The organism is Clostridium punense, from assembly GCF_017874425.1.
GTDB lineage: Bacteria > Bacillota > Clostridia > Clostridiales > Clostridiaceae > Clostridium_J > Clostridium_J punense.
The window spans coordinates 21,100-37,528 of the sequence record NZ_JAGGLL010000023.1; the positions used below are offsets into that span (position 1 = coordinate 21,100).

At 31.8% G+C, this 16,429-nt stretch carries 13 protein-coding genes; 6 read left to right on the top strand and 7 right to left on the bottom strand.

What is annotated here, in order from left to right:
• The first annotated feature begins 232 nt into the window (after positions 1–232).
• From galE to J2Z44_RS14370, 6 genes are all read left to right on the top strand, one after another.
• Positions 233–1,240 carry a UDP-glucose 4-epimerase GalE gene (gene galE / locus J2Z44_RS14345; RefSeq protein ID WP_021285148.1) on the top strand — a complete coding sequence of 336 codons (1,008 nt, stop codon included), beginning with the start codon at positions 233–235 and terminating at the stop codon, positions 1,238–1,240.
• A gap of 567 nt (positions 1,241–1,807) precedes the next feature.
• A complete protein-coding gene (locus J2Z44_RS14350) occupies positions 1,808–2,347 on the top strand; it encodes a sigma-70 RNA polymerase sigma factor region 4 domain-containing protein (protein ID WP_209649717.1) in 540 nt (179 codons plus the stop codon).
• A 1-nt stretch (position 2,348) separates the two neighbouring features.
• Entirely contained in the window at positions 2,349–2,579 is a 231-nt protein-coding gene (locus J2Z44_RS14355) for a BhlA/UviB family holin-like peptide (protein ID WP_021285145.1), read from the top strand.
• A 106-nt stretch (positions 2,580–2,685) separates the two neighbouring features.
• Positions 2,686–4,806: an N-acetylmuramoyl-L-alanine amidase family protein gene (locus J2Z44_RS14360; protein ID WP_209649718.1), complete on the top strand. Its 2,121-nt coding sequence runs from the start codon at positions 2,686–2,688 to the stop codon at positions 4,804–4,806.
• 129 nt (positions 4,807–4,935) lie between these two features.
• Positions 4,936–5,460, top strand: coding sequence for a hypothetical protein (locus J2Z44_RS14365; protein ID WP_209649720.1), 525 nt, complete (start codon positions 4,936–4,938; stop codon positions 5,458–5,460).
• Positions 5,461–5,481: 21 nt separating this feature from the next.
• Positions 5,482–6,039: a hypothetical protein gene (locus tag J2Z44_RS14370; RefSeq protein ID WP_021285140.1), complete on the top strand. Its 558-nt coding sequence runs from the start codon at positions 5,482–5,484 to the stop codon at positions 6,037–6,039.
• A 321-nt stretch (positions 6,040–6,360) separates the two neighbouring features.
• Here J2Z44_RS14370 and J2Z44_RS14375 read toward each other — a convergent pair whose 3' ends face one another.
• The 7 genes from J2Z44_RS14375 to J2Z44_RS14405 form a co-directional block, all read right to left on the bottom strand.
• On the bottom strand, positions 6,361–9,087 hold the full coding sequence (locus tag J2Z44_RS14375) for a PAS domain-containing sensor histidine kinase (RefSeq protein ID WP_021285139.1): 2,727 nt from the start codon (positions 9,085–9,087) through the stop codon (positions 6,361–6,363).
• Between the two features lie 185 nt (positions 9,088–9,272).
• Positions 9,273–10,829: an ABC-F family ATP-binding cassette domain-containing protein gene (locus tag J2Z44_RS14380; RefSeq protein WP_021285138.1), complete on the bottom strand. Its 1,557-nt coding sequence runs from the start codon at positions 10,827–10,829 to the stop codon at positions 9,273–9,275.
• A gap of 375 nt (positions 10,830–11,204) precedes the next feature.
• Entirely contained in the window at positions 11,205–12,425 is a 1,221-nt protein-coding gene (locus J2Z44_RS14385) for an MFS transporter (RefSeq protein ID WP_021285137.1), read from the bottom strand.
• 1 nt (position 12,426) lies between these two features.
• Positions 12,427–13,215: an ABC transporter ATP-binding protein gene (locus J2Z44_RS14390; protein ID WP_021285136.1), complete on the bottom strand. Its 789-nt coding sequence runs from the start codon at positions 13,213–13,215 to the stop codon at positions 12,427–12,429.
• Positions 13,216–14,223, bottom strand: a complete 1,008-nt coding sequence (locus tag J2Z44_RS14395; protein ID WP_021285135.1) for a FecCD family ABC transporter permease — start codon at positions 14,221–14,223, stop codon at positions 13,216–13,218.
• Position 14,224: 1 nt separating this feature from the next.
• Positions 14,225–15,217, bottom strand: a complete 993-nt coding sequence (locus tag J2Z44_RS14400; protein ID WP_021285134.1) for a FecCD family ABC transporter permease — start codon at positions 15,215–15,217, stop codon at positions 14,225–14,227.
• Positions 15,204–16,148: an iron-hydroxamate ABC transporter substrate-binding protein gene (locus tag J2Z44_RS14405; RefSeq protein WP_021285133.1), complete on the bottom strand. Its 945-nt coding sequence runs from the start codon at positions 16,146–16,148 to the stop codon at positions 15,204–15,206. The genes J2Z44_RS14400 and J2Z44_RS14405 overlap by 14 nt, the downstream gene beginning before the upstream one ends.
• Positions 16,149–16,429 lie beyond the last annotated feature (281 nt).

Below are 16,429 nucleotides of genomic sequence, written 5' to 3' on the forward strand. Positions count from 1 at the left end.
CAAGGATTATAAGCTAGGTGCTAGCTTATAATCCTTGTTTCTTTATAAAAAATTATTATCATTAATTCAAATTAGCTAAAGTAAAAAAATCAAAGTTTGTATAAATATCCTATACCCTCACAGTAGACTATAATCCACTATACCTGGCCTATTTGCAATAAATTTCCTTAAATGTTAAAATGCTTATAACACAAATAGTTAATTTGATAGTGTTGAAAGGATGATGAAATTTATGAAGGTACTTATTACAGGAGGAGCTGGATATATAGGAAGTACAATATGTTCTGCAATGGAAGATAAGGGTTACACCCCCATAATATTGGATTCACTTGTAAATGGAAGGATAGAATTCACAAAAAATCGCATATTTTATAAGGGAGATATAGCAGATGAGCAGCTGCTAGAAACTATATTTAAGGAGCATAATGACATAGTATGCACCATTCATTGTGCTGCACTTATAGTTGTTCCAGAGTCTATGGAGAAGCCTTTTGAGTACTACACTGAAAATGTTGCTAAATCAATTAAATTATTTAAAAAGCTAAATGAGCTTGGATGTAAAAAAGTAGTTTTTAGCTCATCTGCATCTATATATGATGATGTTGATAATTTTATGGTAACAGAAAGCTCACCATTAAATCCAAGAAGTCCATATGCAAGATCAAAATATATGATAGAAATGATATTGCAGGATTTTTGTAATGCGTATAATATGAAGGGCATTGCATTAAGATATTTTAATCTTATTGGAGCTGATCCAAAATTAAGATCAGGAATATACATTCAAAACCCTACACACATTTTAGCTAAACTGGTTAGTGTATATACTGGTAGAGAAGCAGAATTTAAACTTACAGGTGTTAACTGGCCAACAAGAGATGGTTCTGGAATTAGAGATTACATACACATTTGGGATTTAGCACAGGCCCACATTTTAGCAGTAGAAAACTTTGATAGAGCCTTTGAAAAACATGATGAGAACACTTCCTATATTCCTATTAATTTAGGTACCGGTGAAGGAGTAACTTCTAAAGAATTAGTAAGTGCATTTGAAAAAGTTACTGATTCTAACTTAAGAAAAGTAGAAACTGAACCTAGACTTGGAGATGTTGGTGGAGCTTATGCCAATATAGACTTAGCTAGAGAACTGCTAGGATGGGAACCTAAGTTATCAGTAGAGGATGGTATAAGAGATACTTTAAGATGGGACGAGTTCCGCAAAGAAATATTAAAATATTAAGATGTATCTATATTCTAATATAGTAAAATAGGCCTTTGTTAGAGATTATTTATATTGCTAATATCATATATCCTACAATGGCATAGCATATAATGTATCACTAAGTATTATAAAAGTTTCTAACTGAATAAAGTTCCGAGAGGCTACCTCAAAATAACTAAAATGGGTGTTTTGAGGTAGCCTCTTTTTGCTTATTATCATATATAAAAGTGAACATCTTCTTAAATTAATACCTTCAGAAAACCTACTCCTTTTCTATCAGTTATGTAGTTTTAATTGTATTCTCTGTAAGTTTTATCTCATTTTAAAAAATATCAGTTATTCTCCCTTTAAATCTGCTAACTTTTCAGACATCTTAAAGCTCCAAAAAACATTATTACCACCTTTTATGATGCTTTTTAAATTGTTAATTTAAACTTAACAACACCAACCTGAATTTATAGCGATAATTATGTTTAAGCACAGTTATAACTCTAAATTTCCACAAAAAAATTGATTATGTGGTTGCGCTAAATGAGTATCAAGTACTCCTTTACTATATAAATGGTTTTTTTGGGGGTATTTGTAATGATTTCACTATATGAATTTATAAAAAGAGCTAAATTTGGGGATAAGGAAAGCTTGGAATATTTAATACTAAAATTCAAACCAATAATTGGTAGTATATCACGGAGGCTTAACATGGAATATGCGAAAACTGATATGATTATATTTTTTATAGAATTAGTTAAAAACATGAACATAGACAACATTAAAAATTTATCTGATGGAGCATTAGTAAAATATATAGAAAAATCTCTACGTAGAAAATACATCAATTTGAATAAAAGAGGATTGATTGTTGAAGTAGAATTAGATGATGTATTTAAGTCAAGTACAGATGAATATACAGAAATTGAATTTAAAATGTTTCTTAATGAAATTAAAAATAAAAGAATTATAAATGAAAAACAAAGTTACGTTTTATTTGCAAAGTATTTCAATTTGAATACAGATCAAGAAATTGCATATGAATTAGAAATAAGTAGACAAGCTGTAAATAAGATGCATAGGTTGGCAATTAAGAATATAAGGGAATACTTATATTCTAGTAAAGGAGTTTGTTAAAATGGAGAATGAAATTATGAGTGCTGCATTAACTCAAGGGGTATGGGCAGTATTAAGCGTATTCTTATTATTTTATATATTAAAAGCACAAGATAAAAGAGATCAAAAACAAGAAGAAAGAGAAAAAAATTATCAAGATATAATTTCAAAACTCACTGATAAACTTGGCATAGTAGATGATGTAAAAAAAGATGTTGAATTTATCAAAGAACATGTAATGAGAAATAAATAAAAACTTTCGAATTTAAGTTTACAAATTAAAATTGAATCTCTCCTTTATAAATGTAATTACTTAATCGATTAGGAAATTAAAATATAAAATAGGGAGGAATTTAATTATGGCTAATATTGATGTAACCTACCAAGTATACTCAGGAGGGAAATGGTTACCAAATGTAACAAATTTAAGTGACTATGCTGGAATATACGGACAAGCAATACAAGGGGTATATGCAAACCTAAGTAGTGGAAGTATTAAATACAGAACACATACTCAAGGAGGAGATTGGCTACCTTGGGTAACTGATAGAAGTGATTATGCTGGTTCTCTTAGCAAAAATGCGGATGGAATACAAATGCAGGTAAGTGGTTTATCTGGATATACTGTTAAGTATAGAGCATATGTAGGAGGAAGATGGCTACCTTGGGTAATTGGATTAGAGGATTATGCTGGAATATTTGGACAAGCAATAGAGGCAATTCAAGTAGAAATAGTATCTGGTAGCTCAACAGGTTCAAGTGGTGGAGCTATTGATGTAACCTACCAAGTATATTCAGGAGGTAAATGGCTACCAAATGTAACAAATTTAAGTGACTATGCTGGAATATACGGACAAGCAATACAAGGGGTATATGCAAACCTAAGTAGTGGAAGTATTAAATATAGAACACATACTCAAGGAGGAGATTGGCTACCTTGGGTAACTGATAGAAGTGATTATGCTGGTTCTCTTAGCAAAAATGCGGATGGAATACAAATGCAGGTAAGTGGTTTATCTGGATATACTGTTAAGTATAGAGCATATGTAGGTGGAAGATGGCTACCTTGGGTAATTGGACTTGAGGATTATGCTGGAATATTTGGGCAAGCAATAGAAGCAATTCAAGTAGAAATAGTGTCTGGTAGTTCAACAGGTTCCGATGGAGGGGATCCAATATTACCACCAGTAACTGGAGCAAGAAAGGTATTTATAGACCCAGGACATGGTGGTAGTGACCCAGGCGCAATAGGAAACGGATTAAATGAAAAAGATGTAGTTTTATCTATCTCAAAGAAAGTTGGTAATATATTAACATTAAATGGCATATCTGTTGCATACTCAAGAACTAGTGATAATTATGTAGGTTTAGAAAATAGAGCTCAACAAGCAAATAATTGGGGTGCCTCACTATTTGTATCTGTTCATGCTAATTCTTTTTCTGGTAGTGCTCGAGGAACAGAATGTTACACTTATCCTAATACAGATGCAAAAAATATAGAATTATCTAGAAATGTTGCGGGTGCTGTAAGTAATTCACTTGGAATTCCAAACAGAGGCCATAAGACTGCCGATTTTGCTGTTTTAAGATTAACTAATATGCCTGCAATACTTGTTGAAACTGCATTTATAAGTGATTCTAGTGATGCATCTTTATTAAGGAATAATCAAGATGCCTTTGCAGCTGCTATAGCAAATCAAATATTAAAGTACTTTGGAGCACCTACTGATGGATCGGGAACTACTGATTATAGTGAATTTTACAAATATGCTAGTAATGCAGGTTTATTTAAAGGATTAGGACTTAGTCTTCAGGGTGATAAAAAAGTATTAATTGCAGATTTAGGATTATCTCCAAGAATAAAGGTAGAAGCTGAACTTGCTCTTAATGCTAAGTTGCCACATAATGGGGCTGCTAATCATATTAAAATCTCAGATGGACCTGAAAAAATATCTCAACAATTAATAAATCAGTTATCAACAGCTAAAGTTAAGATACCATTTACGAAAACAGAGTTAGCACTAACACTAAATAGTCTATGTATGACTAATGAAATAAATGATAATATTTCTTACTCAATAAAAAACACGGTAAAAGAAAATGTAACTATAACAGAAATAACACTAGAAGCCTCAATTAAATATCAAAATATAACTGGTTATCAAAGGTTAATAGTAACACTTGAAAGAAGAAAAGGAATGGATTTTGTTACTATACCTATACTTACCAATATTCCTGTATCAGAATATAATAAACTCCCTTCATATCCTACAAATGGAGATTTAGCAGGGGTCACTGGTAACAGATTTAAAGACGTTGATTGGGGAAAGATAGGAAAGGGAGTACTGACTGGTTTAGTAATAGCATGTATTTCAGTAATCGTGGTTGCAGCAGTTGTGTATTTGGCCCCTATAGTGGCAGGTTTCGGTGCAAGTCTCGGTGTTTATGCATTAATGTTAAAGGAAATTTTTGCACATTAATTTCATCTGAAAAATAAGTTATAAAAATACACCTCTTATATATTATAAGAGGTGTATTTATTTACATCAATACCAATAAGTGGTACTATATAAATAGATAAACATTCTAAAATAGTCTTAGGAGGGATTATGATTTCTATCGAAATAACCTATAATTCAAAGGATACATTTGAATTAACACAATTCATTTGTAAAAAGCTTTATAAAAGTAATATCATTGCAGTAAGAGTAGTTCAAACCATTTTTTCACTTATAATGATGTATATGAGCGTATTATATGTAAAAAATAAAATGATCTTTAGTTTTATTTTAATTATATTATTACTACTTTATATTTTAGTATGGAATATTTTTTTAATTCGGAATTATTTTTATAGCAAAAAATATAGTGCTGCTCATCAAAGTATTCAGATTACATTCGAACAAGAAAAATTCATATTAAAATCTAATAGTAAAGAAAAATATTATTGTTTACAATATAACTATTGTAAAATAAAAGAGATACATGATGAAAAAAATAATTTATTCATCATGCTAAATAATCCAGTTGAATTCATATTAATTCCTAAACGAGAACTTGGTGTAAGAGATTATGATAAATTAATTGATTATTTGACATCAAAAATTGATAATGATCTTATTTATACAATGTAATTAAAATTAGGGGGGCACAATATGAACGAGAATATAAAATTTCAAGTTACTTCGAAAATTGATTTATCTGATATTGTACAACTATTCTTAGTTTCACGTAAAAAACAATATTTAACGCTTAAAATTGCTACTATAATTGGGATGTTTATTATTTCAATATCTTTAATTATAGATTTGCAGGATTGTCTGCTTGGAGATTTCTCTAGACTACCATTCATGATATTTTGTTTGATTTGCTTAATAGTTTTTTCAGTAACCGCTATTAATTTTAATAAAATTCAAATGAAACTTTTTTCAAAAAAATTCTTTGGCAACAATAAGGAAGTTCTTAGTATTAACAAACTGCGCTTTTATGATACTTATTTTACTATTGAAAATGATGAAAATGAAATGACGATGAGTGCTTACATAACAGTAAGCTATACTGATGTTAATTATTTTGTTTTACATAAGAATCTAATTATTTTCGGTGATAAGACTAAAGCAAAATCAGTAACTTGTATTAAACAAAATACACAATTTGAAATAGGCACATTAGAAGAGTTTTTACATTTCTTTAAAAATAAAATTAACATATAGGATAAAGTATGGTTTTAGTCTTAAAATATTGCTAAAGTAAACCCAGCAACAATATTAGCAGATAATGTTGCTGGGTTTTTAACATTTATGATATTTTCCTAATTCATTTAAATCTCTCATCTCAATTTCTGTACCTTTTGGCACTTTAAATTCAAATCAATAGCCTTCTTCAACCTTATACAATACTTCTTCATTTTTTAACTTCAAGCTTATTTTACCCTGATTTTTTTGTTCTATAAATTTGGAAAATAAACATTATGCCTAAACCATATTGTAATGTAAATTGAAAATAATAATAGAATTTCTTCTCATCTAACTTCTTCATAAATATATATCTGAAAACTCTACATTTGTCACCTGTACAAGACGGTTATCCATTAAATTTATCATTTCATTATTATCTTCTTCAATGACAACTTCATCTGGAAGAAGAATAGTAAACGTACTCCCCTTTCCCACAGTGCTTTTAACAGAAATGCTTCCTCCTAATCCTTCAACAAATCTTTTTACTAGGGATAAGCCTATACCAGTTCCTTCAGCCTGTCTTGATAAAGAACTATCTACCTGCCCAAATCTCTCGAAGATAATATTTTTCTTATCCTTAGGTATTCCAATTCCTTCATCCTGTACTTGAATACATATGTTGTTCTTCCTTAGACTAATCTTTACAATTATTGACTTACCCTTTGGCGTAAATTTTATAGCATTGGAAAGCAGATTTAGAAGTATTCTCTCGTATTTTTCATCATCTATTCCTATAACTCTTTCCGTAAATGCAGAGGTAAATTCTACTGCTATTTCTTTTTGAGAAGCATAGGTTTGTACTGATTCTGTTATTGCCTTAGTTATAAAAACTATGTCTAGATTTTTTTTGTTTATTTTAATTCTCCCAGCATCAGCTCTTGTAATATCAAGTAGATTATTTACCAGTCTTAACTGCCTGAAGGTATTAAGTTTTATCATATCCAAATACTTCTTAGCCTTCTCAGGTAAATCATTTATGCAAAAATAATTTATAGCCTGAATAGCAGTATTTATTACATTAAGAGGAGTTCTAAACTCATGTGAAATTAGGGATAGAAATTCGTCCTTGATTTCCAGTGTTTGCTCAAGGGCTTTATTCTTTTCAAGCTCCGTAGCTAAAAGCTTTTCTTGTGCTTGCTTTAATGCTTTCTCACTTTGAATAATATTACTTATATCTCTGGTGCTTATAACCGCATACCTTATATTTCCTTGCTCATCGAAAATGGGGGTTCCGCTAGTAACAATATCTATTTCCCTTTCATTAAATATATAATGATAAACCTCATTTTTTATTGTTTCACCACGAAAAACACTATATGCTGGTAGCTCTTCAATTGTTAGTCTCTTTCCATTTGAGTCATATATCTCAGATAAATTAAAGCTTTGTTCAATTGTCTCAAACACTGTTAATAACCTTTCTTTTGATAGCTTATTAGAGGTTATGTAATTACCATCCCTGTCAACAACGTAAAGGGACTCCTGCATGGTGTCAATTATGGTCTCAAGCAGCTTCTTCTGCTGCTCCAAAGATCTTTGTGTTTCAATATCCTTTGTTATATTTCGGCAGCTTAAAACAATAAACTTTAAATTACCTTCCTTGTCATAAATAGGTCTTCCATTAACACTCATGTGTTTGGTTTCTAAGTCATTTTTAAAGGTCATCTTATAGTTAGTGACAACTTCCCCCCTTGAAACCCTTGAAACAATTAAGTTATCAGCAGTTATCTCATTACCGTTTTCATCATAGTATTTAAATGGATCTTTATTTCTCAAATTTTGAAAGTTACTAAATTCATGGTCTTTATAAAGCTCTTTTGCAGCCTTATTAACTAGATAGAACCTTTTATTGGAATCATAAATAAAAATTGCATCGTCTATACCTTGAATGATTTCCTCAAGTTCATTCTTCTGCTGTTTTATCTGTTCTTCTGCTCTGGCAATTTCAGTTATATCTCGATTTATCTCAACGACAATTTTCTCTGCATTATCATTTGTAACTATTTGGTGACTAGTAGAAACTATAAGCTTTCTGCCATCCTTACAGGCATGCTCAATTACTCCCCTCCAAATTTCATTATCCTTCAAAATCAACTGTAATTCATTAATATCCAATGGGTATTTAGTCTTAAGAAGTTCATGACAGATACTTCCTAAGGCTTCTTCACTGCTGTAGCCATATAATTGTTCTGCGCCCTTGTTCCAAGAAGTAATTTCACCATCTAATTTCCATGTGCATATAACCTCAGAAGAAAGGTTCAATAAATCCGCCTGCCATTTCAGCTTTTCGTTTTGCAGCCTTATAATTTCTGCCTGCTCCTCTATCTTCCTTCTTTGCAGTACCTGCTCTGTTATATCCTTAGTCACTTCAACGCAGTACTTTAACTTACCTTCTTCATAAATTGGGGTAATAGTACTTTTCCAATAGGTGATACCTCTTTCAAACCTATCAAACATATATTCATCGGTATAAAAAGTTTGTCCAGTTTCAACAATATCTTCCCATATCTTTTCTGAGGTACTTCCTTCAAAACCAGTTACAAATTCAGAAACTCGTTTTCCAATACAATTTTCTAATTTATTGAAGGGCTCATCAAAGAAACTGACGAAGGTTTCATTAGCCTTAAGTAGCGTTATATCCGGCAAGCTAAATATCGCAACCCCATCATAATTATCTGAGCAAAACTTGCTTATGAATGGATATTTAGCATCAATACTTGATCCAGGCTGCAACTTAAAGAAAAATAATTTTTCATTTCTTTCTTCTACAACCTCAATATTAACCATCCTCACATCAAGGGATTTGGTGAAAATAAAATAGTCCTTCTCCCCACAAATACTATAAGGATTGATATTAGGACCAGCTCTCAAGATTTTAAATAAATCTTCTATACTTTTACTTAATAAATCATCGCAGGTAAACTCCGTCATATTAATAAATTGCTGATTAACCTCATTTACTATTCCATCTTTCACTAATATGAACGGTAATTTATATAAACTAGCTGATAAACCTTCAGTATTCATAGTTAACCCCCATTGCTTCTAGCTATTTCAATTTTGTTAATATTCTCTAAACTATCTTACCATTTTATGATTACCTCTTCCACATTTTTCTATATTATAAAGTACTTTATAGTTTATATAATTATCTTATGATTTATAATAGAAACCCCTTAAAGCTATTAGCTTTAAGGGGTTTCTTAATTATACTATACTATTTTAGTTGTCCAATCTTCACAGTTCCACACTTCAGTTACTACATCTCTATAGAATTCTGGTTCGTGGCAAACGATTAGTATTGATCCTTTATATTCTTTTAATGCTCTTTTTAGTTCATCTTTTGCATCTACATCTAAGTGGTTAGTAGGCTCGTCAAGTATTAAGATGTTTGTTTCATTGTTTATAAGTTTTGCAAGTCTAACCTTTGCAGCTTCTCCTCCAGAAAGCACCATTACCATGCTTTCAATATGCTTAGTAGTAAGACCACACTTAGCTAGCGCTGCACGAACTTCGTATTGAGTATATCCAGGAAACTCTTTCCAGAATTCATCAATACAAGTGTTATTGTTTCCTTCTCTGCTTTCTTGCTCGAAGTATCCAATGTGTTGGTAATCTCCAAGTTCTACTTCTCCGCTTATTGGTTTTATTTGACCCATTAAACTCTTAAGTAGTGTAGTTTTCCCAAGACCATTTGAACCTACAAGGGCAATCTTTTGACCTCTTTCCATGTAAAGGTTAAGAGGTTTTGTAAGTGGACTATCATATCCTATAACTAAATCCTTAGTTTCAAATATCATCTTTCCTGAAGCTCTTGCTGGCTTAAAGTTAAAGGTTGGTTTTGGCTTTTCTTTTGAAAGCTCGATTCTATCTATTTTATCTAGCTTCTTTTGTCTAGACTTAGCCATGTTAGCTGTTGCAACATTAGCTTTGTTTCTAGCAACGAAGTCCTCAAGTCTTGCAATTTCTGCTTGCTGTCTATCATAGGCAATTTCTAGCTGTTTTTTCTTAACTTCATATATTCTTTCAAACTCTTCATAGTTTCCAACATATCTTGTAAGCTGTCTATTTTCTACATGATATATTAAGTTAATTACTGAATTTAAGAAAGGTATATCATGGGATATTAATATGAAAGCATTCTCGTAAGCATTTAAAAATCTCTTAAGCCACTCAATATGAGCCTCATCTAAGTAGTTTGTAGGCTCATCTAGAAGTAATATATCTGGAGTTTCAAGAAGAAGCTTTGCAAGTAAAACTTTAGTTCTTTGTCCTCCACTTAAATCTGTAACATCTTTATCTAATCCTACATCTAAAATACCTAAGCCTTTAGCTGTTTCTTCAATCTTAGCATCAATAACGTAAAATCCATTATGGTCAAGCATATCTTGAATTACTGCTGTTCTTTCAAGCATCTTCTCAAGTTCTTCAGGAGTTACCTCTCCCATTTTTCCATAAAGTTCATTCATTTCAGCTTCAGCATCAAATAGATACTTAAAAGCACCTCTTAAAACTTCTCTAATTGTCATACCTTTTTCAAGAACTGCATGCTGGTCCATGTAACCTACTCTTACATTGTTTGACCAAATAACTTGCCCTTCATCTGGCATAAGCTTGCTTGTGATAATGTTCATGAAGGTAGACTTACCCTCTCCGTTAGCTCCAATTAGTCCAACGTGCTCCCCCTTTAATAATCTAAAGGAAACATCTTCAAATATTGCTCTATCTCCAAAGCCATGGCTTATGTTCTTAACTGTTAAAATACTCATTTGTTATCCCCCTATCTTCTCTTTTTATATAAATAAACTCTTATAATATAAGTGAATTACACTATCAGTTATTATTTAGTTATTTCTTTTATAAAACCTAAATTTTCTTCAACATTGAACCTAAAAGCTCCTATCTATAATAAATACATTTCAATTTATTGATTATAGCCTTAACTTTAAGTACAAGGTTCCAATTAAAATTCAAAACAATAATATTATACTTGAAGATAAGAATTTTTTCTATTAGAAATTTTATGTATCTACTTTAACAACATTTTGAAAGTTTGAAAGCTGACATCTTCACGAAAGGGAAGTTGCCCAGCACGGGTACGGTGCTTTGATGTAGCAAGTTTTTTATTCACCTAATAGCTTAATTTATATTTCTCTAACGTTCCATTTTACAAATCTAACTACTCCCACACTTAAAATAAAACTTAAAGCTAAAATGATATAAAGGCTTAAGTTTATTTCTATAAGTTGTCCATATATTAGCTGACCAGGTGCAACACTTGCTGTTGCAATAGCAGTAGAGAAGGCACTTACCTTTCCAAGCATGTCTTCCTTTACTTGCTGCTGAATATAGGTTAAAGATACTGTGTTAGATAGGGCTAAGGATAACATTATTCCAAGCCCTCCTATGGAATATAGTCCTAAGGCAAAAAACTTATTTGACCTAGTTAAATAGGTAGCTATGCCCATAGCCATAATAGCTATTACCATAGGATACATAGTTTTATCTATGTTTTTCATTTTGAAAAGTTTAGGTTTAAAGGTTATTAGTAATCCTCCTAATATCATGCCTAAAACAAATACTGCTTCTACAAAGCCATAGATAGAGGCAGACATGTTTAGTTTTAACTTAATAAAATAGGGCGATACCACAGTTAAAATTGGAACTACAAAGATATTAGTTAATCCATAGGATACTATGATTCCAAGTACTATTTTCTTCTTTTCTTTTAAGTATATAAAGCTCCTTTTCATCTCTTTAAAGGATTGTAAAATAGGATTCTTAAATTTCTCTTTTACTTCTAAATCTGGAATACGTAAGAATAGTTCTAAGATAGCTGAAAGTAAAAAGCTAAGAGCATTTATTATTACTATTACCTTTATATCAACAAGGCTATATAATAATCCCGCAGCTATTGGCCCAACTAAGTTCACTATTGATCCAACTTGCTGAATTATGCCATTTGCTGAGGCTAACTTTTCTTTTTTAACGATTTGAGGAATAGAGGCTGTAACTGAGGGACTATATAAAGTATAAATAATAGATAGGATGAACATGACACTTCCTACTATCAGGGTATTGTCCCTTCCATTGATTAGTATTATTGAGTACGCCCCAAGTAAAGCAGCACTGAAAAAATCTAAGCAAACCATTATCTTTTTTCTATTTACTGTATCAGCTAATAGTCCAGCAATTGGGGCAAATAATATGTAGGGAATAGTTGAAATTGCAAGTATAGTTGAAAAAACAGCAGCACTACCTGTTAAGTCTAATATATACAAAGACATACAAAACCTTTGAATTGCATTTCCAAATAAAGATATTATCTGTCCAATGACTACTATAATAAAGTTTTTATTTTTCATTTTATCCCCTTATAAGCTCATAATCTACGCAAATAGGATAGGCTTTATTTTCACTTAATTGGAGTTTACCATCGATTCCATAAATCTCTTTTAAGTTCTCTTTAGTAATAGCCTCCTTTGGAGCACCCTGGCATATGATTTTCCCTTTTTTAAGTCCAATTATATTACTAGCAAATCTACAAGCATTATTTAGTTCATGCAATACCATAACTATAGTAATATTTTTTTCTTTGTTTAATTTCTCTAGCACCTGTAGCACTTCAAGTTGATAAGACATATCTAAATAAGTGGTTGGTTCATCTAGCATAATTATGTCTGTTTCTTGAGCAAGGGTCATGGCAATCCAAGCCCTTTGGCGTTGTCCCCCAGATAAATTTTCAATTTCCCTATTCGCAAAATCCTTAAGACCCGTTTCCTCTATTGCCCAATCAATGATTTCCTTGTCATGGGCATTGAGACCTCCTATAAGTTTTTGATGCGGAAACCTTCCAAAGGCAACTAATTCCTTAACCGTAATTCCACTTGGACAGACAGGTCCTTGAGGTAAAAATGCCACTTGAGTTGCCAAGCTCTTTTCCTTTTGAATTTTTATATTTTTCTCATTTACAAAGATATCTCCACCTAAGGGCTTTATTACCCTTGCTATGGTTTTCAGAAGAGTTGACTTTCCGCATCCATTTGCTCCAATAATTATGTTTATCTTCCCCTTTGGAATGGAAAGGTTCATATTATCTATTATGAGGTTATCTTCATAAGCCACTGATAAATTCTTTACGCTAATAGCTTCCATTTATTTCTCCTTCATCATTAAATAAATAAAATATGGTACTCCAAGAATAGAAATTGTAATTCCTACAGGTATTTCAATTGGAGAAAATAAGTTTCTTGAAATCGCATCTGCAAGCAAAACTATAACTATGCTTATAACTGCAGATACCTTTAAAAAGTTTTTATGATAAGGCCCTACTAGCTTTCTTGCTATATGAGGGCAGATTAATCCAATGAATCCAATGTTTCCTGCAAAAGCTGTAGCCCCACCAGCAAGAACCACTGCATAAAGTAAAAACCTTTTTCTTTCTTTGTTTAAGTTTAATCCAAGGGCAGTTCCATGTTCATCAGATAAATTAAGAACATCCAGCTTTTTATGATTCAATAACACAATAACAAACATTAGTACAACTAACGGAATAATTATTTTTGCATAGCTCCACCCTGCTCCCCAAAGACTACCTGAGGTCCAAGTTAATACTCTATTATAATCTCCAACTCCACTTCTAAAGGTAAAGAAGGTAATAAAAGCATTTAATCCTGCATTTAGACCAAGACCTATAAGAAGCAGCCTCTTTGGCTTAACTCCAGTTCTGCTAGATAAAAAGTAAATTACAAAGGCTGATACTCCAGCACCTATAATAGCAATAAAAGGTAGCACATAAACGGATAGAGTGCCCAGAGCTGTATAGTAATTTACAGTCTTAAATGAAATAAATATAACTGCCGCAACTGCTGCTCCAGCATTGATTCCAATTATTCCTGAATCCGCTAGTTCATTCTTTGTTATAGTCTGTAAAAGGGCTCCTGCAGTAGATAGGGCTATGGCCACAGAAATACCAACTAGCATTCTTGGAAGTCTAAGGTTTAGAATTGCTGCATTTTGAAGCTTTGTACCCTGCCCTAATAGAGTTTTTATACTATCTATTGGAGAGATTTTGTAAGTTCCCCAAGATAAATAAGTAATTAGCGATACTAGTACTAAAATAGCTAATACTACGGTTATTATCTTAAGCCTTTTTCTTTTCATACTACCCCCTCTCCCTTCTTGCTACAGCTATAAAGAATGGAACTCCTATTAAGGCAGTGAATATTCCAATGGGAGTTTCATAAGGCGCATAAACCATTCTTGCAGCTATGTCCGAATAGGTTAAAAGAACAGCCCCTAATAAAAAGGATAATGGTATATTCTTTCTGTAGTCTTCTCCAAAAATCTTTCTTACTATTTGAGGAACTATAAGCCCAACAAAGCCTATATTTTTACCAACTGCAACTGCTGCCGCACACATTGGTATCATCACAAGAAAAGTTATTAATCTTATTCTTTCTGGCTTTTCTCCAAGGCTGATTGCTACATCATCTCCTAGGCTTAGAAGATTTATTTTCTTCGATAACAAAATAGCAATTATTAAACCTAAGCTTCCAATTAGAGCAACCAGTTTAAAATCTTCCCAAGTGGTATTTCTAAAACCTCCTGAAACCCAAAAGGCAATAAATTGAGATTTATTTGATAGAAGCCCTACAATAGTTGTCAATGAAATAAAGAAGGTGCTCATAGCAGTACCTGATAAAAGTATCTTTGCAATAGATCTATTATTTGACTTTCTTGAAGTAAAGCCCATAACTATAAATCCACTAAAGATTGCTCCAAGCAATGAAGCTAACATAACATTTGTAGTATTGATGGAAACTCCTACAGCATAAAATATTGCTATAACCAAAGTAGCTCCTTGGCTTACTCCAAGAAGAGAAGGTTCTGCTATAGGATTCCTTGTAACTCCTTGAATCATAGCTCCCGCAACCCCTAAAATTCCTCCAGTGAAAAGTACACTAAGAGCTCTAGGAATACGTACGTCTCTAATTAACATAAGTTCCAAGGTCTCACTATAATTAAAAATACTATTAAAGATTTCTGAAATCCCAATATGGGTTACTCCTAGACTTATAGCTAGAAATAACCCACTTATCAGAACAAAAATACTACAAACTATAAAAGTTATTGTATTTCTATTATTTTTTTTCATTTAACATCTCCACAATTTCATCTAAAAGTACTTGTCTTCCAATTGAACTATATCCTTGTGTAAAATATGGTGAAGCAGGTAACTTAATAACCTTTCCTTCTTTTACTGCAGGTAAGCTATTCCATATTGCATTAGCTTCTAGTGGCTTTAAATCTTCATCTGTTGCAACTACAAATATATAATCTGCTTTTATTGACGCAAGTCCCTCATAAGTTACCACTGGTAAACTTATATCACTTTGTGCTGGCATTCCTTCTGGTTTCTTTAGTCCCATGTCTTGATATAAAACATTACCAAATCCAGCTCCATCAAACACGTAAAATTGACCGCCACTAGCTAAGAAGGATAAGTAAGTTGTATCATTACCTTTAGCCTTTTTAACTTTTTCTCCAACTTCCTTTGCTTTTTTCTCATAATCTGCTAGCCACTTGTTTGCTGTTTCCTCTTTATTAAATACTTTTGCTAATGACTTAACATCTTCTTTCCAATTTAAAGCTTCTAATTTAACCATTACCGTTGGGGCAATTTCCTTTAATTGATCATACATTTTTTCTTGTACTGTTGATATTACAATTAAGTCTGGCTCTAAACCCATTATTGCTTCAACATCCATGGTATCCTGCATGTTGTATCCTAATATTTTCGCACCTTTTAATGTGTCTTCTAAATATGTAGGGAACTTTGTGTAATCATAGGCATCACTATTGGCAGTTCCTGCTACCTTATATCCTAGAATTGATAAAATATCACTATTTCCACTTAAATCAACAATCATTTTAGGACTTGCTGGAATTTCAACCTGCCCTCTAACATCTGTTACTGTCACTGTTTTGCTTTCTTCTTTTACTGCACTAGTATTTCCACAGCCTACAAGCATAATTGACGCTAAGCAAGTAGCTATTATTGTTTTTAATATTCCTCTTTTTCTCATTATTTATCTTCCTTTCAAAATAATTTAATTAAATTTATGTACCTAGAAACTTACAGCAATATGTGCTTTACATATTGTTTTTTACAAATAACTCTTCTACTGGTTAAAGGGTTCCATGATGAAATTTCAATTTATTCCCTATGAATTTTATTCACCCTAATATGCCTTCAATTTAACTAGGATAGGGCTCATGTATAAGTTAAGTATTAAATCTAGCTCCCTATAAACAGCTAATTGATATTGATTCTTAATATCTCTCATTGAAAGTAATTGTATATGAT

Coding starts and splice junctions, on each gene's coding strand:
- galE (WP_021285148.1), top strand. CDS start 233: ATGAAGGTACTTATTACAGGAGGAGCTGGATATATAGGAAGTACAATA.
- J2Z44_RS14350 (WP_209649717.1), top strand. CDS start 1,808: ATGATTTCACTATATGAATTTATAAAAAGAGCTAAATTTGGGGATAAG.
- J2Z44_RS14355 (WP_021285145.1), top strand. CDS start 2,349: ATGGAGAATGAAATTATGAGTGCTGCATTAACTCAAGGGGTATGGGCA.
- J2Z44_RS14360 (WP_209649718.1), top strand. CDS start 2,686: ATGGCTAATATTGATGTAACCTACCAAGTATACTCAGGAGGGAAATGG.
- J2Z44_RS14365 (WP_209649720.1), top strand. CDS start 4,936: ATGATTTCTATCGAAATAACCTATAATTCAAAGGATACATTTGAATTA.
- J2Z44_RS14370 (WP_021285140.1), top strand. CDS start 5,482: ATGAACGAGAATATAAAATTTCAAGTTACTTCGAAAATTGATTTATCT.
- J2Z44_RS14375 (WP_021285139.1), bottom strand. CDS start 9,087: ATGAATACTGAAGGTTTATCAGCTAGTTTATATAAATTACCGTTCATA.
- J2Z44_RS14380 (WP_021285138.1), bottom strand. CDS start 10,829: ATGAGTATTTTAACAGTTAAGAACATAAGCCATGGCTTTGGAGATAGA.
- J2Z44_RS14385 (WP_021285137.1), bottom strand. CDS start 12,425: ATGAAAAATAAAAACTTTATTATAGTAGTCATTGGACAGATAATATCT.
- J2Z44_RS14390 (WP_021285136.1), bottom strand. CDS start 13,215: ATGGAAGCTATTAGCGTAAAGAATTTATCAGTGGCTTATGAAGATAAC.
- J2Z44_RS14395 (WP_021285135.1), bottom strand. CDS start 14,223: ATGAAAAGAAAAAGGCTTAAGATAATAACCGTAGTATTAGCTATTTTA.
- J2Z44_RS14400 (WP_021285134.1), bottom strand. CDS start 15,217: ATGAAAAAAAATAATAGAAATACAATAACTTTTATAGTTTGTAGTATT.
- J2Z44_RS14405 (WP_021285133.1), bottom strand. CDS start 16,148: ATGAGAAAAAGAGGAATATTAAAAACAATAATAGCTACTTGCTTAGCG.